This is a genomic window from Bifidobacterium choerinum (genome assembly GCF_002761235.1).
In the GTDB taxonomy this organism is placed as follows: domain Bacteria; phylum Actinomycetota; class Actinomycetes; order Actinomycetales; family Bifidobacteriaceae; genus Bifidobacterium; species Bifidobacterium choerinum.
Window position 1 is genome coordinate 235,911 of sequence record NZ_CP018044.1, and the last position, 22,223, is coordinate 258,133.

At 66.8% G+C, this 22,223-nt stretch carries 16 protein-coding genes; 1 reads left to right on the forward strand and 15 read right to left on the reverse strand.

What is annotated here, in order from left to right:
* Positions 1-22: 22 nt before the first annotated feature.
* The 7 genes from BcFMB_RS00890 to BcFMB_RS00920 all read right to left on the reverse strand — a co-directional run bounded on the left by BcFMB_RS00890 (position 23) and on the right by BcFMB_RS00920 (position 7,795).
* Positions 23-1,387 (reverse strand): PFL family protein, encoded by a 1,365-nt coding sequence (locus BcFMB_RS00890; RefSeq protein ID WP_099720767.1) that lies wholly within the window; start codon positions 1,385-1,387, stop codon positions 23-25.
* 65 nt (positions 1,388-1,452) lie between these two features.
* Entirely contained in the window at positions 1,453-1,725 is a 273-nt protein-coding gene (locus tag BcFMB_RS00895) for an ACT domain-containing protein (protein WP_024541118.1), read from the reverse strand.
* Between the two features lie 177 nt (positions 1,726-1,902).
* The gene (locus BcFMB_RS00900; protein ID WP_232513823.1) at positions 1,903-3,003 is read right to left on the reverse strand and encodes a class C sortase; all 1,101 of its coding nucleotides are present in this window, start codon (positions 3,001-3,003) and stop codon (positions 1,903-1,905) included.
* Between the two features lie 213 nt (positions 3,004-3,216).
* Positions 3,217-4,467: a galactokinase gene (gene galK / locus BcFMB_RS00905; protein WP_099720768.1), complete on the reverse strand. Its 1,251-nt coding sequence runs from the start codon at positions 4,465-4,467 to the stop codon at positions 3,217-3,219.
* A 73-nt stretch (positions 4,468-4,540) separates the two neighbouring features.
* Complete coding sequence (galT, locus tag BcFMB_RS00910; RefSeq protein ID WP_099721668.1) at positions 4,541-5,800, reverse strand: galactose-1-phosphate uridylyltransferase; 1,260 nt, start codon at positions 5,798-5,800, stop codon at positions 4,541-4,543.
* Between the two features lie 5 nt (positions 5,801-5,805).
* Complete coding sequence (locus BcFMB_RS00915; protein WP_193345753.1) at positions 5,806-6,630, reverse strand: DeoR/GlpR family DNA-binding transcription regulator; 825 nt, start codon at positions 6,628-6,630, stop codon at positions 5,806-5,808.
* A gap of 190 nt (positions 6,631-6,820) precedes the next feature.
* Entirely contained in the window at positions 6,821-7,795 is a 975-nt protein-coding gene (locus tag BcFMB_RS00920) for a glycosyltransferase (RefSeq protein ID WP_232513824.1), read from the reverse strand.
* 270 nt (positions 7,796-8,065) lie between these two features.
* Here BcFMB_RS00920 and BcFMB_RS00925 point away from each other — a divergent pair, with 270 nt between their 5' ends.
* A complete protein-coding gene (locus BcFMB_RS00925; protein ID WP_099720769.1) occupies positions 8,066-9,214 on the forward strand; it encodes a quinone-dependent dihydroorotate dehydrogenase in 1,149 nt (382 codons plus the stop codon).
* 92 nt (positions 9,215-9,306) lie between these two features.
* Here the strand turns inward: BcFMB_RS00925 and BcFMB_RS00930 are convergent, their stop codons facing one another.
* From BcFMB_RS00930 to BcFMB_RS00970, 8 genes are all read right to left on the reverse strand, one after another.
* Positions 9,307-10,458, reverse strand: coding sequence for an NADH:flavin oxidoreductase/NADH oxidase (locus tag BcFMB_RS00930; RefSeq protein ID WP_099720770.1), 1,152 nt, complete (start codon positions 10,456-10,458; stop codon positions 9,307-9,309).
* A gap of 174 nt (positions 10,459-10,632) precedes the next feature.
* Entirely contained in the window at positions 10,633-12,918 is a 2,286-nt protein-coding gene (locus BcFMB_RS00935) for a transglycosylase domain-containing protein (protein WP_418214999.1), read from the reverse strand.
* A gap of 136 nt (positions 12,919-13,054) precedes the next feature.
* Positions 13,055-13,765, reverse strand: a complete 711-nt coding sequence (locus tag BcFMB_RS00940; protein WP_099720771.1) for a Crp/Fnr family transcriptional regulator — start codon at positions 13,763-13,765, stop codon at positions 13,055-13,057.
* Between the two features lie 123 nt (positions 13,766-13,888).
* The gene (locus BcFMB_RS00945) at positions 13,889-15,067 is read right to left on the reverse strand and encodes a lipoate--protein ligase family protein (RefSeq protein WP_099720772.1); all 1,179 of its coding nucleotides are present in this window, start codon (positions 15,065-15,067) and stop codon (positions 13,889-13,891) included.
* A 10-nt stretch (positions 15,068-15,077) separates the two neighbouring features.
* Positions 15,078-15,911, reverse strand: coding sequence for a TM2 domain-containing protein (locus BcFMB_RS00950; protein ID WP_157774987.1), 834 nt, complete (start codon positions 15,909-15,911; stop codon positions 15,078-15,080).
* A gap of 742 nt (positions 15,912-16,653) precedes the next feature.
* The gene (locus BcFMB_RS00955; protein WP_024541130.1) at positions 16,654-17,691 is read right to left on the reverse strand and encodes a 3-isopropylmalate dehydrogenase; all 1,038 of its coding nucleotides are present in this window, start codon (positions 17,689-17,691) and stop codon (positions 16,654-16,656) included.
* 141 nt (positions 17,692-17,832) lie between these two features.
* Positions 17,833-20,268, reverse strand: coding sequence for a S9 family peptidase (locus tag BcFMB_RS00960; protein ID WP_099720774.1), 2,436 nt, complete (start codon positions 20,266-20,268; stop codon positions 17,833-17,835).
* 654 nt (positions 20,269-20,922) lie between these two features.
* Entirely contained in the window at positions 20,923-21,855 is a 933-nt protein-coding gene (locus tag BcFMB_RS00970; RefSeq protein ID WP_157774989.1) for a hypothetical protein, read from the reverse strand.
* Between the last annotated feature and the right edge of the window lie 368 nt (positions 21,856-22,223).

A 22,223-nucleotide genomic window follows, 5' to 3' on the forward strand; every position in this document is an offset into this window, starting at 1 on the left:
ATCTCGCATATTGGGGTGGGGGTCAGTTCTTGAAACTGTGGATCGGCGCGGGGATGCGGCCGCCGCGCGTCACGAAGGCCTCGCAGCTCGCCGTGTTCACCGGCATGATCGGCGCGTAGCCCATCAGACCGCCGAAGTTCGCCATCTGGCCGACGGTCTTGCCGACGACCGGGATGACGCGCACCGCCGTCGTCTTCTGGTTGACCATACCGATCGCCGATTCGTCGGCGATGATGCCGGAGATCGTCGAGACGGGCGTGTCACCGGGGATCGCGATCATGTCGAGACCGACCGAGCACACGCAGGTCATCGCCTCGAGCTTCTCGATCGTCAGGCAGCCGGATTCGGCCGCGTCGATCATGTTCTTGTCCTCGGAGACCGGGATGAACGCGCCGGACAGGCCGCCGACGTACGAGGACGCCATGATGCCGCCTTTCTTCACCTGGTCGTTGAGCATCGCGAGCGCGGCCGTCGTGCCGGGGCCGCCGACCTGCGCGAGTCCCATCTTCTCGAGCACCTCGCCGACCGAGTCGCCGACGGCCGGCGTCGGCGCGAGCGACAGGTCGATGATGCCGAAGGGCACGCCGAGGCGCTTCGACGCCTCCTGTGCGACGAGCTGGCCGACGCGCGTGATCTTGAACGCGGTGCGCTTGATCGTCTCGCACAGGAACTCGAAGTCCTTGCCGACGGCCGCGTCGAGCGCGCGGGAGACGACGCCCGGTCCGGAGACGCCGACGTTGATGACGGCGTCGCCTTCGGTCACGCCGTGGAAGCCGCCCGCCATGAACGGGTTGTCGTCCGGCGCGTTGCAGAACGCGACGAACTTGACGCAGCCGTAGGAGTCGATGTCGGCGGTCGCTTCGGCGATCTCCTTGATGATGTGGCCGAGCATGTCGACGGCGTTCATGTCGATGCCGGTCTTCGTCGAGCCGACATTGACCGACGAGCAGACGATGTCGGTTTCGCTCAGCGCGGCCGGCAGCGAACGGATGAGCAGCTCCTCGGCCGGCGTCATCGACTTCGAGACGAGCGCCGAGTAGCCGCCGATGAGGTCGACGCCGACGGTCTTCGCGGCGTGGTCGAGCGCGTGCGCGATCTTGACGAAGTCGGCGCTCGTCCTGCAGCAGCTCGCGCCGACGAGCGCGATCGGCGTCACCGTGATGCGCTTGTTGACGATCGGGATGCCGAAGTCGCGTTCGATCGACTCGCCGGTGGAGACGAGGTCCTTCGCGTAGGTCGTGATTTTGTCGTAGATCTTGCGGCAGGTCTCGTCGACGTCGGTCGTCGCGCAATCCATGAGGCTGATGCCCATCGTGATCGTGCGCACGTCGAGCTTCTCCTGCTCGATCATCTGGTTGGTCTCGTGGACCTCCATGATATTCAGCATGCTGGTTCCTTCCGGCTGTGGGCTGTTGCGTTCGCATTGGCGGCCGCGGCGCGGCCGGCATGTGCTCAGACGCGGTGCATCTTCGTGAAGATCTCCTCGCGCTGGCAGCGGATGCGCACGCCGATGTCCTCGCCGAGTGCCTCGAGGTCGTCCACGATCGTCTCGAACGCGACGTCGGCGTTCGAGTAGTCGACGATCATCATCATGTTGAAGAATCCGTCGATGATCGTCTGGGAAATGTCGAGCACGTTCGTGTGGTGTTCGGAAAGATACGTGCAGACGCGAGCGATGATGCCGACGGTGTCCTGGCCGACGACGGTGATGATTGCCTTGTTCATGGATCTCCCTGGGTCTCGGGCTGGTTCGCCCTGAAAAGTACCGGCAAGGCCCAAGTATAGGGAAGAGCTGCGCCAAGTTCGCCGGCGTTTCGCATGTCAGAACCCCGCCGGATACGGCGACGGCCCGCGCCGCGTCCCCTGCCGGGGCGCCGCGCGGGCCGTCGGGGCCGTCCGCCGCTACCGCTTCGCGTGGTGCGTCGGCTGGTTGCGCATGCGCCGGCGCTGCACAACGAACACGGCCACGACCGCGGCGACGACGAGCGTCACGATGATCGCCGTCACCGTGATGTCCTGCGTCAGGCCCTCGTCGCGGTACGGCGTGTGCTGCTGCGGCGATTCGGTCGGGATCCGGTGTCCGGTGACGATGAGGCGGTGCGAGTTGACGCCGTACGGCGTGCAGGTGACGAGGCTCGCCAGGTCGCGCCCGTCCTGGATCGCGAGGTCCTTGACCTGGTTCGGCAGCACCGTGTGCGTCGCCTCGACCTCGTAGGTGAGCACCTCGTCGTAGACGGTGATCGTGAACTTGTCGCCCTTGCCGAGCGTGTCGAGCCCGGTGAACAGCATCGCGCTTGGCAGGCCGGTGTGGCCGGTGAGCACCGTGTGCGTCGACGGGCCGCCGACCGGCAGGCTCGAGCCTTCGAGGTGTCCGGCCGCGATCTGCAGGATCGTCTCATCGGTGCCGTGGTAGATCGGCAGACGCGCCTTGATCTTCGGGATCGTCACGTAGCCCATGATGCCGGTGCCGCTCACGTCGAGGATCGACTCGTAGACCTTCTTTTCCTCGGGGGTCGGCAGGAACCTGGACGTGCCCTGTCCGACGAGCGACTCGTTGTATTCCTTCGCGCACGCGATCTCCTTGGCGCGGTCCTCCTTCGACGTGTCGGCGACCTTCTCGATGTAGCCGGCGACGGCGCGCGACGCGACATGGCGGTTCCATGCGTCGGCGACCGTCGGGTACAGGATCAGGCCGACGCCGATGAGCAGCAGCGCGCTCATCGCCGCGAGCATCGCGAAGAACCTGCGGTTGTCCTTCTTGCGCTTGGCGGCGAGCTGCTCCGGCGTCAGCCTCGGCTTGCCCGGCTCGTGCGGGTCGATGATGTCGGCGAAGCCGTCGCCGTCCTGCATGTCGGCGCCGCCGTCCGCGTCGCCGCTCTCCCCCGACATATCGTGCATGTCGTCGCCATGCATATCGTCGTCGTGCATGTCCTGCCACATGTCCCAGTCGTCGTGGTCGCCGTCGTGTTCGTCGTGGTTGCCGTCGTCCCACCTGTCAGCCATAGCGCGTTCACCCTCTCGCCGTCCGCGTCCACGCCGCGGCCGTCCCTGCAATCTGTTTGTCCGTTTAGAGCATAACCGCACCGACGCGCATCCGCACGCCGCCTTCCCAAACCTTTACGTTTCGCCTGCACGTCGCGCGCAGGACGGCGCGGACGACGACGTCCCCGCCCGCCGGCGAGGCGGTGCGGGGACGTGTACGACGATCGGCGGCGCTCAGCGCACGCGCTGCGCCGCGGCGGCCGCATGGGCCGGCAGCGCGCGCGGCGCGCGGAAGCCGCGGCGCGCGAACTCGTCGGCGATGCGCTGCGCGATCCGTTCGCTCTCGCCGGCGTCGACGAGCGCGATGATCGAGCCGCCGAAGCCGCCGCCGGTCATGCGCGCGCCGTACGCGCCCTCGGCTCGCGCGACGTCGACGGCGACGTCGAGTTCGGGCACCGTCACCTCGTAGTCGTCGCGCAGCGAATCATGCGACGCGTTGAACAACGCGCCGGCCTCCTTCATGTCGCCGCGCGCGAAGGCGCCGATGAAACGGTCGACGCGGCCGATCTCGGTGACGACGTGACGCACGCGCCTGCGCATCGTCCCGTCGTCGAGACGCGCGAGCACGTCGTCGAGCGCCCGCTGCGGATCGTCGGCGGCGTTGACCTCGTCGGCGACCTCGCGCAGGTTCGCCACGCCGAGGATCGCCGCCGCCCGCTCGCACATCGTGCGGCGTGCCTCGTACTGGCCGTCGTTGAGCTGATGCGGCGCGCGCGTGTCGAGCACGAGCAGCTCGAGGCCGTAGCGTCCCAGATCGAAAGGCTCCTGCTCGGCGCTGCCGAGCGCGTCGAGGCCCGGACGGCAGTCGAGGCGCAGCGCGTGGCCCTCGGTGCAGCGCATCGACGCGTTCTGGTCGAGGCCGCCGGTCGACGCGCCGGCCATGTCGTTCTCCGCGCGGATCGCCGCGTTGATCAACGTGATGCGGCCGGCGTCGTCGCCGCCGAAGCCGAGCGCGTGCACATCGTCGAGCGCGAGCGCCGTCGAGCAGGTCATCGCCGCCGACGAGCTCAGTCCCGAGCCGAGCGGCACGCAGGAGACGAAGGCCGCGTCGAAGCCGCGCACCTGGCCGAAGCCGGCGTCGCGCAGCGCCCAGGCGACGCCGACCGGATAGGCCGCCCAGCCGTCGACGCCGCCGGCCACAAGGCCGTTGAGTTCGGCTTCGGCGACCGTCTCGGGCGCGATATCGGAGACGGCGCGCACCGTCGTGTCATCGCGCGCCGCGAGCGCCACGTAGGTGCGGTGCGGCAGCGCGATCGGCAGGCAGAGGCCGCCGTTGTAGTCCGTGTGTTCGCCGATGAGATTGACGCGTCCGGGCGCCGCCCACACGCCTTCCGGGTCGTCGCCGTAGCGTTCGCGGAACAGCGCGGCCGCCCTGCGCGCGCCGTCGCCGTCGCCCATCGCCTCGATGAATTCCACCTGTGCCATAAGTTGTCTTTCCGTAGTTGTTCGTCTGAGTTGCACGTCGTTGTGTGCCGTCCGATGGTGCCTCGGCCGACGTTCAGCCTTCGTCGGCGATGTCGACCGGGCCGAGCTCGTGGAAGCGCGCGGCGATGAGTTCGGGCGTCGTGTCCGAGATCCATGCGGCCATGCCCGATTCGGAGCCGGCGAGGTATTTGATCTTGTTCGCCGCGCGGCGGAACGAGAAGAACTGCAGGTTGAGCCGGTAGTGCTCGCGGCGCTTGTCATGCACCGGTGCCTGGTGCCAGGCGGCGATGTATGGCAGGTCCATGCCGTTGCCGTCGCCCCTGTCGAAGAAGCGGTTGCCGCGTTTGAGCAGCGTCGAGTACATCTGCGCGAGGTCCCAGCGCTCCTGGTCGTCGAGCTGGTCGAGCGTGAGGACGCCGTCGCGCAGCGGCGCGACGTGCACCTCGAGCGGCCAGCGCGCGGCCGCCGGCACATAGGCGACCCAGCTGTGGTTGCGCATGACGACGCGGTGGCGCGCGTCGATCTCGGCGGCCATCAGGTCGTGCAGCAGGTTGCCGCCGGTGCGCTCGAAGTAGGCCTCGGTGTGCTCGAGCTCGGTCTCGAGCTTCGGCGCGATGAACGGGTACGCGTAGATCTGGCCGTGCGGATGCGCGAGCGAGACGCCGATTTCCTCGCCGTGGTTTTCGAAGGGGAAGACCTGCTCGATGCCGTCGATCGCGCTCAGTTCGGCCGTGCGGAAGGCCCACGCCTCGACGACGGTGCGCAGGCGCGACACCGGCAGGTCGGCGGGCAGGCCGTCCTCGTTCGGGTCGAAGCAGATGACCTCGCAGCGACCGGCCGCCGGACGCACCTGCCACAGCGGGTTGCCGTCGACATAGCCGGTCTCGTCGGGCACGCCCGGCACCTGCACCATCGACGGGAAGCGGTTCTCGAAGATGACGACGTCGTAGTCGGTGTCCGGCACCTCGCCGTCCTGGTACGGGTCGCCCGGCTTGCGCGCGGCGAGCGGGTTGCCCTTCGCCGTCGCGCCGGCACCAGCCGTGATCGGACGGTTCATGCGCGCCGTCGCCATCGGGATCCAGTCGCCGGTGAGCGGGTCGCGGCGCATCTGCGGCGCCTGGTAGCGCACCTCGACGCCGTCGGCGCCCAGATGCGGCGCGAAGCGGTCCGGCAGCGGACGCGGATCGTCGAGGCGGCGCGTGCGCTCGCCGGAGACGAATTCTGGCTCGTCGTCGAGGTAGAAGAAGTCGCGGCCGTCGGCGAGCGTCGTCGCCGTGATGCGGATGTGCTCCTTCGCGTAGTCGCCGGGTTCGTAGTGTGCATATCGTGACATCGTCGTCATTCGCTTTCTGTGTCGTCGGATGCCCTGTCGTGGGCGAGTACGAGTTCCTTGACGAGGTCCCTCGTCTTCGTCGCCGAGTCGGCGTCGAGGCCGTCGTCGGTGATGACCGTATCCACCTGGTCGAAGCGCGCGAACAGCGACAGCGACGTGCTGCTCCACTTCGTGTGGTCGGTGAGGATGATCGTGCGGTCGGCGATGTCCATCATCGCCATGTCGGTCGCCGCCTCGAGCGAGTTCGGCATCAGGAAGCCGCGCGGGATCGACACCGAGTGGGTGCCGAGGAACACGGTGTTCACGCGCAGCGACGCGATGACCTTGTCGGCGATCGGGCCGACGAGCGAGTTCGAGCGCGTGATGACGCCGCCGGTGACGATGACCTCGACGTCCTTCGATTCGAGGGCCTGCACGAGTTCGGCGACCGGGATCGAGTTCGTCAGGATCGTGATGCCGTTCGAGTGCTGCGATTCGAGCAGATGCTGCGCGAAGACGTAGGCGGTCGTGCCGCCGCCGATCGCGATGACGTCGCCCGGCGAGACGTAGTCGATCGCCTGTTGCGCGATCGCGTCCTTGAGACCGATGTCCATCTGCGACTTGACCGAGAACAGCGGCTCGCTCAGCAACGTGCTCGTCGACACGGCGCCGCCGTGCACGCGCCGCAGCAGGCCCTTGTCCGCGAGTTCGGCGATGTCCCTGCGGATCGTCATCGCCGAGACGCCGAGCTCCTTGGACAGCGCGGTGATGCGCACCGCGCCGCGCGTACGCAGCCGGCTCAGGATGAGATGCTGTCGTTGTGAGGAAATCATGCGAACATTATCGCACATTTCCTCCCACTAGACAACCCGAAACAAACATTTCGGCGTGTTTTCCAAACAGAAGCGAACATACATCGACTATTATGCACACGTATGCAGTGCACGACGCGCACACGGAACGCGCGCAGGAGCCGTCGACGGTTGCGCATGCGGTACATGCGCCGCACGGACAGACCGCGACGCACGGCGCACGCAAAGATCAGTCGACGTCCTCGGCCTCGGCCTCGAGTTCGTCGTTGAAATCGTCGTCGGGCGCGTCGGCGATCTGCCGGCGGGCGGCGCGGCGCTCGAGCTCGCGCTCGCGCGGGTCGTGCAGCTGCCGGTGCATGCGCGAGAACCCCCATTTGGTCACCTTGCGCATCGCCTCGTGCACGATCGCGCCGTCCATCTTCGAGACGCCGAGCGCGCGCTCCGGGAACACGATCGGCACCTCGACGACGACGCCGCCGGCCGCGACGACGCGTCGCGTCATGTCGATCTGGAACACGTAGCCGTTGTCGTCGATGCCGTCGAGGTCGAGACGGCGCAGGATGCGCGCACGGTAGGCGCGGAAGCCGCTCGTCATGTCGCGCACCTTGAGCCCGAGCATGAAGCGCGCGTAGGAGGAGCCGGCGCGCGAGATGACGTCGCGGTACCACGGCCAGTTCTGCGTCGTGCCGCCGGGCACGCGGCGCGATCCGAGCACGAGGTCGACATGCTCGTCGTCGCGGATGCGCTGCAGGATGCGCCGCAGGTCCTCGGGGCGGTGCGAGCCGTCCATGTCCATCTCGCAGATGATGTCGTAGCCGCGCGCGAGCGCCCATTTGAAGCCCTCGATGTACGCCGAGCCGAGGCCGAGCTTGCCTTCGCGGTGCAGCACATGCAGCTTCGATCCGGTCGTCTTCGCGTTGACGCGGTTCGCGATCTTGAGGTCGGCGGTGCTCACGTTTGCATCGGACAGCAGCGCTGCATCGTCGTCGTCCTTGCAGAACGCGACGTCGTGCGCGATGTCGTTGCTTTTGATCTCGACGCTCAGCCCCGGCGTCATATGCGTGGCCTTCGCGATGACGTCGGCGAGCCGTCCGGTGCCGTCGGGCGAGTTGTCGTCGACGACGAGCACGTCGACGTCCGGGTTGAGCTCGAAGACGCCGCTGAGCGTCGGTTCGAGGTTCGCGCGTTCGTTGTACGTCGGCATGACCACGCATACACGACCCGTCATATCCGCCTCCCGTCCGTCGGCCGCCGCCGGCCGTCTGATCCCCGACTTTACCGCATGCCGCGTCGGCATCGCGGAATCGGCGTCGAGGCCTCGGATTTCCGTACCGACTGTAGTCAGCGTCCCGCCGGCGCGCATCCCGTGCAACCATCGGCAAAACCGCGCCGATGGACGGCATATGCGTCTCCTTTCACCGTTTCCCCGCGGTTCGCGCGTGCGTTCCGCGGGCGAACATGGCACAATGGAACGATGGCTTACGTTTCCGAGAACAGCTTGCATGACGCGATCAACAAGGCGACGACCGACTTGTTCACCTGCGCCTACAAGAACATCATCAAACCGCATTTCGTCTTCAACAAGCCGCCGGACCGGTCGCACGCCCAGATGATCGGGTTCTGCAAGGTCACGCGCAACATCCCGCCGCTGATGTGGCTGCTGCGCCAGATGCTCGACTACACCGACCCGATCCTCGAAACCTCGGTCATGGGCGTCGACTTCGCCAACCCCTTCGGCCTGTCCGCCGGCCTCGACAAGGACTGCGAGATGGTGACGCTGCTCGACAACGCCGGCTTCGGCTTCGAGACGGTCGGCTCGACGACGGCGCGCCCGTGCGCCGGCAATCCGCGCCCGTGGTTCCACCGTCTGCCCGAATACGATTCGATGATGGTGCATGTGGGACTGGCCAACGAGGGCTCCGACAAGATCATCGCGAAGACCGAGCAGGCGTGGCGCCGCACGCGCACGATGCAGATGTCGGTGTCGATCGCACGCACGAACGATGCCCTCGTCGGCGGCATCGACGAGGGCATCGAGGACTACTGCGTCTCGATGCGCCGCGCCGCCGGGCGCACGGCGATGGTCGAGGTGAACATCTCGTGCCCGAACACGAAGGTCGGCGAGCCGTTCAACGAGGATCCGGAGGCGCTTGACCGCCTGTTCACCGAGCTCGACAAGATCGACCGCCCGCAGCCGACGCTCGTCAAGATGCCGCTCAACAAGACGTGGGAGGAGTTCCGCGAACTCGTCGACGTGCTCGCCGACCACAACGTGCAGGGCCTGTCGATCGCGAACCTGCAGAAGGACCGCAGCGGCATGACGATTCCGCCATCGTGGCTCGGCGGCCTGTCGGGCGGCCCGTGCACCGTCGAGAGCACCGAGCTGATCCGCCGCGTCTACCGCGACTACGGCGACCGTTTCGCGATCGCCGGCATCGGCGGCGTCTTCACGCCGAAGCAGGCGTATGAGAAGATCCGCGCCGGCTCGTCGCTCGTCATGTTCGTCTCGGCGCTGATGTACCGCGGCCCTCAGCAGATCACCGTGCTCAAGCGCGGCCTCGCCGAGCTGCTGCGCCGCGACGGCTTCGCGCATGTGTCCGACGCCGTCGGCGTCGACGCATAGGCGATCGGCCGAACAGACACGCGCATATGGGGAGGCCCGGGCGTCATCGACGTCCGGGCCTCCCCGCGTTCATACGGCGATCGCCGTCGCGATCACCAGTTCTCGCCGTCGCGCCATGCGCCGCGCACGAGCTGCGGCGGATAGTCGATCTCGTCGCGCGCCATGCCGAGCTTCGCGGCGGCGCGCAGCGGCCAGTACGGTTCGCGCAGGCCGGCGCGGCCGATCTCGACGGCGTCGGCCTGCCCGTGCGTGAGGATCCTGAGCGCCTGACGCGGCTTCGTGATCAGGCCGACGGCCGTCGTCGCGATGCCGGCCTCGTTGCGCACACGGTCGGCGAACGGCACCTGGTAGCCGGGACGCACCGGGATCGTCACTTGCGGCAGCACGCCGCCGGTCGAGACGTCGATCAGGTCGACGCCGTGGTCCTTGAGCGTCCTCGCGAGCGCGACGGCGTCGTCGGCGCCGAATCCGCCCTCGGCCCAGTCAGTCGCCGAGATGCGCACGAACACCGGCATGTCGTCGCGTACGACGCCGCGCACCTTGTCCACCGTCTCGATGAGCATGCGCGCGCGGTTGCACGGAGATCCGCCGTATTCGTCGTCGCGCACGTTCGTCAGCGGGTCGAGGAACTCGGAGAGCAGGTAGCCGTGGGCCGCATGGATCTCGATCGCCTCGAAGCCGGCCTCCTGCGCGCGCCATGCGGCGTCACGGAAGCGGTCCTCGATGTCATGGATCTCGTCGACGCCGAGCGCGCGCGGTTCGGGGAAGTCGCCGTAGGCGATCGGCGACGGAGCGACGGTGCGCCAGCCGCCCTCGTCGGGAGCGAGGCTCTCCCCCGGCATGCCGATGCCGAAGCAGCCGGTCGACGCCTTGCGTCCCGCATGCCCCAGCTGGATCGCCGGCGTCGCGCCGGCGCGCTTCATGCCGTCGACGATCCACCGGTAGGAGTCGATCTGCCCGTCCTCCCACAGGCCGAGGTCGCATGGCGAAATGCGTCCCTCGGGCGTGACGGCCGTCGCCTCGACGATGATGAGGCCGAATCCGCCGAGCGCGCGGGAGACATAGTGCTGGTAGTGGAAATCGGTCGGCCTGCCGTCGCACGCCGTCACCGAGTACATGCACATTGGCGGCAGCCAGATGCGGTTGCGCACGCTCGTGCCGCGGATCGTCATCGGTTCGAACAGGATCGGAGTCGCCGACGGGCGCTCCGCTGAGGTCTTCTTCTGCTTCTTTGCTTTGCCCATACCGCGCACTGTAGCACACCTGAACGGGCGTTCCGGACGCCTGCGGCGCCCCACCGGGCATCGGCGCATATGCGGCCCGCATGACGGCATACGACGGCATACGACGAGGGGCGCCTTCCCGCTGGAACATGGCGGGAAGGCGCCCCTCGTATGCCGCGAGCCGCGGAAGAGCGGCTACCGTGTGGTCGTCGTGTTCTGCTGCTGCGGCTGTGTGTTCTGCTGCGGCTGTCCGGTCGTGCCGTTCTGCTGCGGCTGGCCGTTCTGCTGGCTGCCGGGCGCCCCGGTCACATGTCCGGTCGAGTGCATGTATTTGTCGGCCGGCTTGCCGTAGTCGTTGTCCATCGGCAGGTTCTTCTTCTCCGCGTAGCTGCTCACGGCCTTGCTGAAGGCCGGGGCCGCGATCGTGGAGCCGTCCCAGTAGCCGTGGTAGTTGCCGTTGATCGCGATGTTCTCGATCGGATGGTTCGTCGGGTCCTGCACGTCGCCGACGAGCACGAAGGTCGCGATCTGCTTGGGGATGAAGCCGCCGGTCGTCACGTACATGTTCTCGTTCGTACCGGTCTTCGCGAAGGTCTTGCGGTTGTTCGCGAGCTTCGCCGAGCCGGCCGCGCCGTCGGGGCGCGTCACGCCCTGGTTCATCGTGTACGCGAGCGTCTGGATGATGTCCTTGTCAACCGCCTGGTGGCAGTTCGCCTTCGGCACGTCGAGCTGTTCGCCGTCGGTGTTCTCGACCGACTTGATCGCAATCGGCGTGCACTGCACGCCGTCGGCCGCGTACGTCGCGTACACGTTCGCCATCGTCAGCGGCGAGACCGACGTCGTGCCGCCGATGAGCAGCGCCGGATGCATCGAGATGTCCGAATAGACGTCCTCCTGGCCGATCTTCGCGTTGTGGTAGCCGACGGACTTCGCCGCGTCGGCGACCGCGCACAGGCCGATCTGCGCGCCCATCGCCGCCATCGTCGTGTTGTGAGAGTGGACGAGGCCGAGGAACGGGCTTTCCGGCGAGACCGTGCCGTTCGTCAATGCGTTCGTCACATGCCAGTTGTCGGTGCCGCCGACGTAGCCGTTGCAGCTGAAGCGGCTCGTCAGGAAGTCGGTCGGCGCGACGAGCATCTCGTTGACCGACCTGCCCTGCTGCATCCATGCGACGAGGTTGATCGGCTTCCACGACGAACCGATCGGGAAGCCCTGGCCGCCGCCGTCGACCTGGTCGACGGCGTAGTTCATCGACGATTTCGTCGGATCGGTCGCGGCCGCGTCGGTCGCGTCGTAGGTGCGGTTCAGGCCGAAGCCGAGCACCTCGCCGGTCCCCGGCTTGACCGAGGCGATGACGATCTCCATGCCGGAGGGGTCGTTCGCCGGGATCGTCTGGTTCGCCGTGTCCATCATCGCGTTGCTCGCGTCGAGGTCGAGCGTCGTGACGATCTTGAGGCCGCCCTCCTGCAGCAGCTTCTCGCGGTCCTCGGCGGTCTTGCCGAACTCCGGAGAGTTCTCGATCTTGTGCACGACGTAGTCGCAGAAGAAGCCGGTGTTGTACTTCGCGGCCATGCATCCACGGCTGACGTCGGTCAGGTGCAGCGTGTCCTTGAGCGGCGTGTTGACGGCCTCGTCGTATTCCTGCTGCGAGATGAACTTCTGGTCGAGCATCAGCTTGAGCACGATGTTGCGCTGCTTCTGCGCCTCCTCCTGGTTCTCCGGGATCGACGGATCGTACTTCGACGGGTTCTTCGTGACCATCGCGATCGTCGCCGCCTGGACGACGTTGAGCTTGTCGGCGGTCGTGTTGAAGTAGCGTTCGGCGGCCGCCTGCACGCCGTAGAGCGAGTTCGATCCGAACTGCGCGATGTTGAGGTAGCCCTGCAGGATCTCCTGCTTCGAGTACTTCTTCTCCATCTGCACCGACAGCAGCATCTCGCGCAGCTTACGCGCGATCGTGTCCTCGGTCGCATGGTATTCGCCGATCGGGTCGTCGCTTTCGCGCGCCTTCGTCGCGAGCACGTTCTTCACGTACTGCTGCGTCAGGCTCGAGCCGCCCTGCTGGTCGCCCTTCTTCATGTACGTCTGCACGAAGGCGCGCATGACGCCCTGCACGTCGACGCCCGAATGCTCCCAGAAGCGCTTGTCCTCACGGGCCACGACGGCCTGCATCATCGGCTTCGAGATGTCCTTGAGCGGCACGACCTCGCGGTTCTGCGCATAGAACTCCGCGATGACGGTCTTGCCGTCGTTCGCGTACATCGTCGATTTCTGCGGCAGGTTCGTCACGTCGAAGTCGATGCCTTCGACCTCCATCGACGGCGACACCGCGCGCGCCACGTTGTTCGCCCCCATGACCGCGGGAAGGAACAGCAGGCACGTCGTCGCACCGCCGGCGACGCACAGCGTGATGAACGCCAGCGCGAGCGCAAGAATGCGCACTCCACTCAGGGATTTCTTCTTCTTCGGCATGCGCACCATTCTATGTTGTCGGCTCTACCGATTCCAGAGGCGCAGGCCGTGGCTTTCGCCACATTCCGCGGCTGAGCATGACGGGCGTCCAGTGATTTCACACGATATTCACAGCGCGCCGCCAGCATCGCGGAGGCGGCTGCGCTCAGCGCTGCGATCGGCGGATGAGCTTGCCCGGCTGGTAGATGATGATCGTGCGCCCCTCGCGCGCGATCCATCCTCGGTTCGCGAAATCCATCAGCGCCTTGTTCACCGTCTCCCTCGACGAGCCGACGAGCTGCGCCATCTCCTCCTGCGTGAGGTCGTGCGGCACCTGCAGCCCCGCCTCGACCGGCTTGCCGAAACGCGACGCGAGGTTGAGCAGCGTCTTCGCGAGCCTCGCCGGCACGTCCATGAACACGAGGTCGGCGATGCGTTCGTTGTTCGCGCGCATGCGGTGCGCGAGCACCTGCAACATGTCGACGGCGACGCGCGGGTATCGGTCGAGCCAGCGGAACAGCGCGTCATGCTCGAGCCAAACGAGGCGCGTGTCGTTCATCATCGCGATCGCCGACGCCGTGCGCGGGCCGCCGTCGGGATCGAAGACCGGGATCTCGCCGAGCAGTTCGCCGCGCGTGTGGATGCTGAGCAGCTGCACGCGGTCGTCGACCGACTTGCGCGTCAGCTTGACGCGGCCGGACTCGATGACGTACATCCGGTGGTCGGTGTCCCCTTCGCGGAAGATGCAGTCGCCCTTCTGCACGGTCTCGTGGTGCAGCGCCGGCAGCAGCTCTTTGGCCTGCTCGGCGGAGACGTGCCTGAACAACGCCGTCTGCAGCAGCGGATTGTCCTTCCCGTACGTCTCGTCCGATGCCATGACCACCTCATTTCACGGTTGTTTCACGCGGCCGTGCGGCACGCGCACCGTCGTCCATTGTACCGTCGTCGCCACGCCGCCGCCAATCCGGAGCGCGGCGCCGACGACCGCCACGCGCGCCGTCTACGAGCCGAAGGAGGTGGCGACCCTCGCCATCGTCGCGACGACGGCGTCGCGCGTCATCGTCGTCTGCGCCGTCATCGGCTCGACGCGCCGGCGCGCCGATTTCACGGCCTTGTCGGACATCTTCTCCGGGTCGACGATGAGCACGTCGCCCATCGCGGCCGCGTCGATCGCGTATGCGAGCGTGACGTGGTGCAGCAGGCAGCCGGGTCCGCCGCCGCGCGCGGGGACGCGCATCTGCGCGGCGCCGCCGATCTTGCCGCCGACATGCGCGGAGCCGTCGGCGTCGACGTGCACGGCGGCGATGTCGTTGAGCCCGGCGTAGCAGGCGCGCACGCCGCAGGCGGCGAGCGCCTCGAGCAGCCACGCATCGCACAGCTGGTAGGTCTGCACGGCGTCGAGTCCGTCGGCGAATCCCAGCGGCGCGTACAGCGAATAGGTGATCGTGTCGGCCGGTTCGATGAACATCGCGCCGCCGCCGGTGCCGCGGCGCACGATGTGCACGCCGCGTGCGCGCGCCTCGGCCACGTTCACCTCGTCCTCGATCGACTGGTAACGTCCGCAGACGACGGCCGGCGCGGCCCATTGCCAGATGCGGACCGTCGGCTCGCGCCCTCCGTCGGCCACCTGCCGCGCCCATCGCGGTTCGAGCGCCATCTGCTCCTCGGGCATGCGCGGCCGGTCGACGACGACATGCGGGCGCAGTGCCGCCCAGCGCGCACGGATCTCGGCGTCCGTGATGCGCAGCGGCGACGGCGTCGGCCGATGCTGCGCCGCCTGCCATGAGCGGCGCACGCGCGCCATATGGCGTTCCTCGAAGGCGCGCGCGGCGGGGCTGCCGCCGGCGGCCGCATGCAGCGTCGCCAACGCGATCGCGTCGGCGTTCGCGCCGATGAGCCGGTCGCCGAGCACGTCGTCGATGCGCCGCACCGTGCGCCGGTACCACGTCTGCACGGCGCGCGCCGCCGCGTCGGCATCGACGGCGTCCGCCGGCGCGCAATCGGCGAACGTCGGATCGAGTTCATGTGCGGCGTCGGCGATGACGGATTCGATGGCGCCGATGATGGCGCGGGCGTCGCCGTCGGCGAAGAAATCGCCGTCGAGACGCGCGCCGGCGGCAAGCGTCACACGGACGAGCTTGCCGCCGGGCACTTTGACGGAACCGGAACGTTCGGTCATCGGCGTGACGTCAGTCCATCAGTTCGACGCCGCGCGCGTCGCGATGTTCGGGCGTGCCGTAGTCGGAGGTGAGGATGCGCACGCCTTCGATCCACGACCAGATCAGCGCGGCGAGCGGTCCAAGGCCGAGCGCGATCCAGCCGAGCACCGTCAGCAGCAGCTGGGCGATGCCGCGGCCGGTGTAGCCGAGGTAGAAGTTGTGGATGCCGAACATGCCGAAGAAGAACGCGAGCAGGCCCGCGAGGATCTTGTTGCGCGCGACGTAGTAGGTCGTCGGCGTCGCATAGGACGGCTGCGGCTGCGCGCCGTAGCTCGGCTGCTGCGCGGAGTTTGCGTCCGGCGCCGCGTAGGCTCCCATCGGCATCGTCGGGGCGCCCGCGCCGTATGCCGGCGCATGCTCGTACGGGCTCGACGTCGACGTCGCCGCATACGGGTTGCCCATCGAATCGACGACCGGTTGTTGTGCGGCGGGAGCGGGCATCTGCGCGTAGGCGGCCGGAGTCGTCTGCGCATAGGCGGCGGTCGACGCGTCAGCGGTCGGCGCGCCGAAGTCGGACGGATTGTCGAAGGCGTACGGCTCGGACGGCATACCGACATTCGTCGTGCCGGCACCAGCGGCCGTGGTGTTCTGAGCCGCGGCATCCGCGGAGGATGCGACGCCCTCGATCGTCTCGGTCACCGTGTCGCCGGTCGCCGGATCGGTCACGCTCGTCTGCTCGAAGGCCACCGTCTGCGGTTCGGTCTGCGGATCCGTGTTCGCGTCGTCCGGGTTGGCCGGAATGGCCGGGTTGATCGGATCGGTTGGATCGGTCGGGTTGGTCGGGTTGGTCTGTGGCTGTGTCATGGTTCCTCGATTCCTCATCGGCATGCGCGCGCACGCCCATGCCGTTGTCCTTTGGCTCTGTTGCCAACGATAGCCGTCCCCGATGGGAGTTGGCTGCAAGTTTCCCGACTTTCAGCGTAACGCACCACGCCGCCGCGCGCCGCAGCTCCAGCCGCCCGTCCCGCTCCCCTTCAGCGGCACTACTCGCGTACCTCACCCACAACATGCCGCCGCACTCCACAGCAACGGCATTATTTAGGTAATCTCACCCACAACATGCCGCCATGCGCTCCAATAACGGCAGTATTTAGGTGGGGCACCCACAACATGCCGTTCCGCATCCCCACAACGGCATTATTTAGGTAACCACACCCACAGCATGCCACCGCTGGCCGCCTACGAAAAACGGGCGTCCGCACATAGATGCGGGCGCCCGTCGAAAACGTTGAATCGACGTGCTCAGGCGACGTAGACCGGTCCGTACTCGCCCGGGACGTGGGTCGTCGCGATGTACGGGCCCGCGGTCGGACGTGCATAGGTCTGGAAGCCGTTGCTGTAGTTCATCGATGCTTCTTCACAGTTGCAGCACATGATTACCTCATTTCATACGACACATGGAGTGCCGTGATTCGTTACGGGAACCGCTCGCGCGGCTCTTTGCACATACGACGCCCAGTCTACAGCCGAGTGCCGAAGAACGGCCGGTCGTGTTTACGCATCGCGCAAACACGACCGGCCGCATATCCATGCTCCCCAACGACGCTCAGATGCGCGCGAGGATGTCGCGTCCGACCTCGTCGGTGGAACGCGTCGTCGAACCAAGTTCGGCGATGTCCGCCTCGACGGCCGCGTCGATCCTCGCGGCCGCGTCGTCGAATCCGAGGTGGCGCAGCAGCATCGCGGCCGACAGGATCGCCGCCGTCGGGTTCGCGATGCCCTTGCCGGCGATGTCCGGCGCCGAACCATGGATCGGCTCGAACATCGACGGATATTCGTCGATCGCGTTGATGCAGCCGGACGCCGAGTAGCCGACGCCGCCGACGACGGCGCCCGCCTCGTCGGTGAGGATGTCGCCGAAGAGGTTGTCGGTGAGAATGACGTCGAAGCGCTGCGGATCGTTGACGAGGTAGATCGTGGCCGCGTCGATGTGGTTGTAGTCGTGCGTGACCTCCGGATATTCCTCGCCGACCTTGTCGACGATGCGCTGCCACATGTCGCCGGCGTTGACGAGGACGTTCTTCTTGTGCACGAGCGTCACGTGCCTGCGGCGCTTCATCGCCAGTTCGAAGGCGTAGCGCACGACGCGCTCGACGCCGTAGGCCGTGTTGATCGAAACCTCGGTGGCCACTTCGTGTTCGGTGCCCTTGCGGATCGCGCCGCCGGCGCCGCAGTACAGGCCTTCAGTGCCTTCGCGCACGACGACGAAGTCGATGTCGCCCGGTTCGGCGAGCGGCGACGTGACGCCCTTGTACAGCTTCGACGGGCGCAGGTTCACGTACTGGTCGAGCGCGAAGCGCAGCTTGAGCAGCAGGCCGCGTTCGAGGACACCCGCCTTGACGCGCGGGTCGCCGACCGCGCCGAGCAGGATCGCGTCGGTCTTCTTGATGGCTTCGAGATCCTCATCCGGCAGGATCTCGCCGTCGCGCAGATAGCGTTCGGCGCCCAGGTCGAAGGGTTCGTAACTGAATTCCGCCACGTCCGCGGCCGCCTTCTCCAGTGCCTGCTGCGCCCACGGGGTGACTTCCTTGCCGATGCCGTCGCCGGGAATGACGGCGATCGTGTACTGCTTGTGTTCGCTCATGACATGCGAGCGTACACGCGCGCGGCCGCCGCGCACGCGGCGCCGTTCATTCCGTGGACAGCGCCGCCATTCGATTCCGCATAGTGGAATTCCGACTGAGACACGGCGCCGGCAGCCTCGCCTCCGACGCCGTCCGCCGCGTCAGCGCACGGCCGATTCGAGCGGTTCCTCGGCGCCCATCGCCTCCAGGCACCACGCGTTCTCGTAGCAGACGTCGCGCCACTGCTTGTAGCGGCCGGTGCCGCCGCCGTGACCCGCCTCGACCTCGATCTTGATGAGCGCGTCGAGCCCGGCCGCCTGCAGCCGCGCGACCCATTTGAGCGGCTCGACGACGAGGACGCGCGTGTCGTTCATCGACGTCGTCACGAAGATCTTCGGATAATGCGCCACGGCCTCGCCGTCGCGCCACACCGCGCGCGTCGCGCCGTCGGCCGCCGGCTCGGGCACCGGCGCGTTCTCGTACGGCGAATAGTCGCGCATGTAACGGTAGGCCTCGGCGTCGTGCAGCGGGTCGCCCCACTCGTCCCATTCGGTCACCGTCAGCGGCAGCGACGGGTCGAGCATCGTCGTCAGCGCGTCGACGAACGGCACGTCCGCCTCGATGCCGGCGTAGCGCTCCGGCGCCATGTTCGCGACGGCGCCCATCAGCAGGCCGCCGGCCGAGCCGCCGTTCGCGACGGTGCGCGCCGGGTCGGCGAGGCCGCAGTCCTGCAGCGCGGCCGTCACGTCGACGAAATCCTCGAAGGTGCGCTTCTTGCGCAGCCGCCGGCCGTTCTCATACCATGCGCGTCCCATCTCGCCGCCGCCACGCACATGCGGCACCACGTACAGCACGCCGCGGTCGAGCAGGCTCAGCCTCGCGATCGAGAATCCCGGGTCGGAGCTGATCTCGTAGGCGCCGTAGCCGATGACGAACATCGGCATCCGCCCGCGCATCGCGTCGCGCCGGTAGACGAGGGAGACCGGGATGCGCTCGCCGTCGCGCGCCGTCACCCACACGCGGCGTTCGGCGTAGTCGCGCGGGTCGTAGCCGCCGAGCACCGTCGCCTCCTTGAGCAGCACGTCGGAGCCGTCGCGCGCGTCGAGCTCGTGCAGCTCGCCGGGACGCGTGTAGCTCGTGAACAGGTAGCGCATGCGCGGCGCGTCGTACGACGGGTTGCCGCTCGTGCCGATCGAATAAAGCCGCTCGGCGGCGCCGTCGAAGCCGTCCAATGCGGGTGCGGGCACGTCCTGCGGCGTCCAGTCGCCGTCGAGCGCCGGCGGCGTGACCGCTTCGAAACGCCACGGCCTGCCGTGGAGGAAGTCGTCGGCGGCCGCCGCCTTGCCCATGACGGCGAGGCGCGGCAGTCCGTCAGCGCGGTAGGACAGCGCGACGAAATGCCGGTGCAGCGCGATGCCGTCGATCGCCAGGCCCCGCACGCCGCGCAGCAGCTGCGGATTGCGCGGATCGTCGAACGGCGTGCCGACCGGCATCGCCGACGCCCCGTCGATGACGGCGTCGCCGAGTTCGCAGCCGTACGGCGAGCCGCACGCGATCATCGTGCCGTCGCCGAGCATGTACGGCGCGCCGTGCTCACGCATGTCGATGACGTCGATCTCGAAGTTCGGGTTCGTCGCGTTGTGGTAGACGACGGCGACCGGCACGTCCCCGCCGTGCTCGCCGGCGCCTTCGAAGGTCGCGAAGCTCACGTCGTATTCGACGCCCTCCTTGCGCGGGATGAACGGCGTGAACTCGCCCTCCGGGTCGCTCACCGGCAGCATCAGCACCTCGCTCGTCGTCTTCGAACCGGTGCCGATGACCAGATGCCGTTCGTCGAAGGACACGCCGATGCCCGCCCAGAACCGTTCGTCGTCCTCGCGGTAGACGTCCACGTCGTCGGCGACGGCCGTGCCGACCTTGTGCCGGCGGATGAGCCACGGCCGCTGCGCCTCGTCGAGCACCGTGTAGAACACGTAGCGCGCGTCCGGCGTGAAGCAGGCGGCGGCGATGCCCGCGAAGCGCTCCGGCAGTTCACGGCCGGTCGCGATCTCGCGGATCGTGAAATCGTAGCGTTCGTCGCCGTTCGTGTCGACGCCGAGCAGCATCCAGCGGCCGTCCTTGCTGATGTCCATGCCGCCGATGCGGTAGAAGTCGTGGCCTTCCGCCTCGGCGTTCGCGTCGAGGACGATCTGCTCGCCCTCGAGCTGCCCCGGCCGCGTCGCCGCGTCGATGACCGGCGGATCCCAGTCATCCTCGTCGTGCACCGGAAGCCGGCACTGCACCGCGTACTGCCGGCCCTTCTGTGTGCGCGCGTAGTACCAGTAGCCGTCCATGCGCGTCGGCACCGACATGTCGGTCTCCTGGACGTGCGAACGGAACTCCTCGAAGAGCCGTTCGCGCAACGGCGCGAGATGCGCCATGCGCGACTCGGTATAGGCGTTCTCGTCGGCCACGTACTGCTTGAGGCGCGGCGACTCCTTGTCCCTCATCCACTCGTAGGGGTCGACGAAGACGTCGTCGTGGAAGCTGCGTTCGCTGTCGATCCGCGCGGCCTGCGGCGGCCGCATGTCCATCTGCGCGTTCTGCTCGTTGGTCATGCGCCGATTATACGCACGCGTCCGTCCGCGGTCTGGTCCGTCCTTAGGAGCCATGCTTCAGGCAGCGCTCCATGGGCGACCCGTCGCCGCACCCCGGGAGAGCCATGCGGAGTCCATCCATGTTGCCATCTGCAGCCCACGACGGATGCGATCGAGAACCAGGCGGAATCCAACCATGCGGAGGCGGCATGCGACGAGCCCAATCTCCGGGCGTTGCTCCACGAGGGATCCATCCATGCGCTGGCGGCGCGCCAGTCTCGACATATCCGCACTGCGACCTCCGGCGACGAGTCCATCCGCATCGAATGGGATGCATACATATCGGCATCCAGCAGCCACGTCGGCATATGAGCGCATCGACATGGGACCATCTGCGCTGAGGGAGAGCAACATCTCGGACTGGGACGAGTATGCCAATCCGTTTCCGCCATTTTCCAACACCCCAAATCCCATATACTCGGCCCAAACCGGGATGTTGCTCTCCCCCAACGCAGATACGGCATTCCATCATCCCCATGACGTTCCGAAAGCATTGCTCCCTAATACAGATTCAATAAATCTATGTAATAGAAATGCACCATGCAGACATTTCCGGCTTTTCGCACAATCCAGCTGAATCAAGACGCCACGCATGTCCCACTCCGGCATCCGCTTTCATCGTCTTTTCCAGCCCTTACGCCGCCCATCCGCCACCGCACGCAGATCGAAGGGCTCGTCTCGCAGATAATCGTTTCCCGTGCGCTCCTTGAGGTACCGTGCGACGAGTTCCGCGATCTGCCTGCAAGCGTCCTTGGTCGCAAGGGCCTCATCGGTCACCTGCACATACGCCCAGCCGGCGAGTTCTATCGCCAACCGCCGCTGTGCGTCCTGCGCCCATTGGTTTTGGTGGAAACGACCGTCATATTCCACATCCACCCTCGCATCGGGAAAAGCGATGTCCAGAAACACGAGCGTCCCGTCCGGCAGCACAAGCGGATAGTTCACCACCGGCCGCGGCAGTCCGTATCGGATGAGCAATAGACGCAGGATGCTCTCCCGCACGGAATCAGTCCCCTCCTCCATTAGCGCCAGTGCTCTCCGGCAATTGCGTATTCCCTTCGGAGCCCTCATCCCATGCTCCGAACCATAGCGCTCAATCCGACAGAGGAGATCCTCGAAGCTCTCCAGCGTCACCTGATCATGCAGGGCGTACCGCCGCATCATCGCATCACCGAGTATCACGAGTTCTTCCAGATCGAGGAATCTGGCAAACATGAACCATGTGAATTCCGGCGTCGTGCATGTCACTCCGTCCGCCACCTCAACCGTCTCGATGGGAATTCCGCTGGTGAAGAACGTTGCCGGGTATCTTCCCTGTCGAGTCCCCGGCCGTTGCTTCGCCAAACGGTCACGGGGCTTGTTGTTTTTGTCGCCGACCACCACTTGCAGCAATTCCGCGCCAAGACGCCACCACGGTTTCACCGCGGTGAGCGGATCCCAATCGACTCCAAGCAGCCGTATCGCCGTCGTCAACGTGAATATGCACGCCTCGCCGCGGCCGCAGGCCGCTTCGGCGTCCAAACATCGACTGACGGCATCAATCTGCATATGGGCTATATGCTCCCGCCCTTCCGAACCATCCATGTCCTTGCCGCCCCGTCCCTCATACCTATTTGTCCGATAAACGTTGCACATGGCCAACGAATGTATCGGCTCTCCCCCTCCGATGCATCCCGCATCGAAAATAATGTGGAAATGTGGATAAAGGCTTCGTCCGCCGTCGCCACCATTCGGCGGCCGATCTTTCAGCCAGCACATACAAAGGTCCGTCCCGTGCCATTACGCTTCGGCATGGTTCGCTTCATGCTACGAGACATCCAGCTATGCAGGTTTCCCTTCCAGAACCGGGAAAAACAGCAGCACACCAACGAACCTACGGCTCGCACCGGATTCCCCATCAAGGACCGAATAAGACC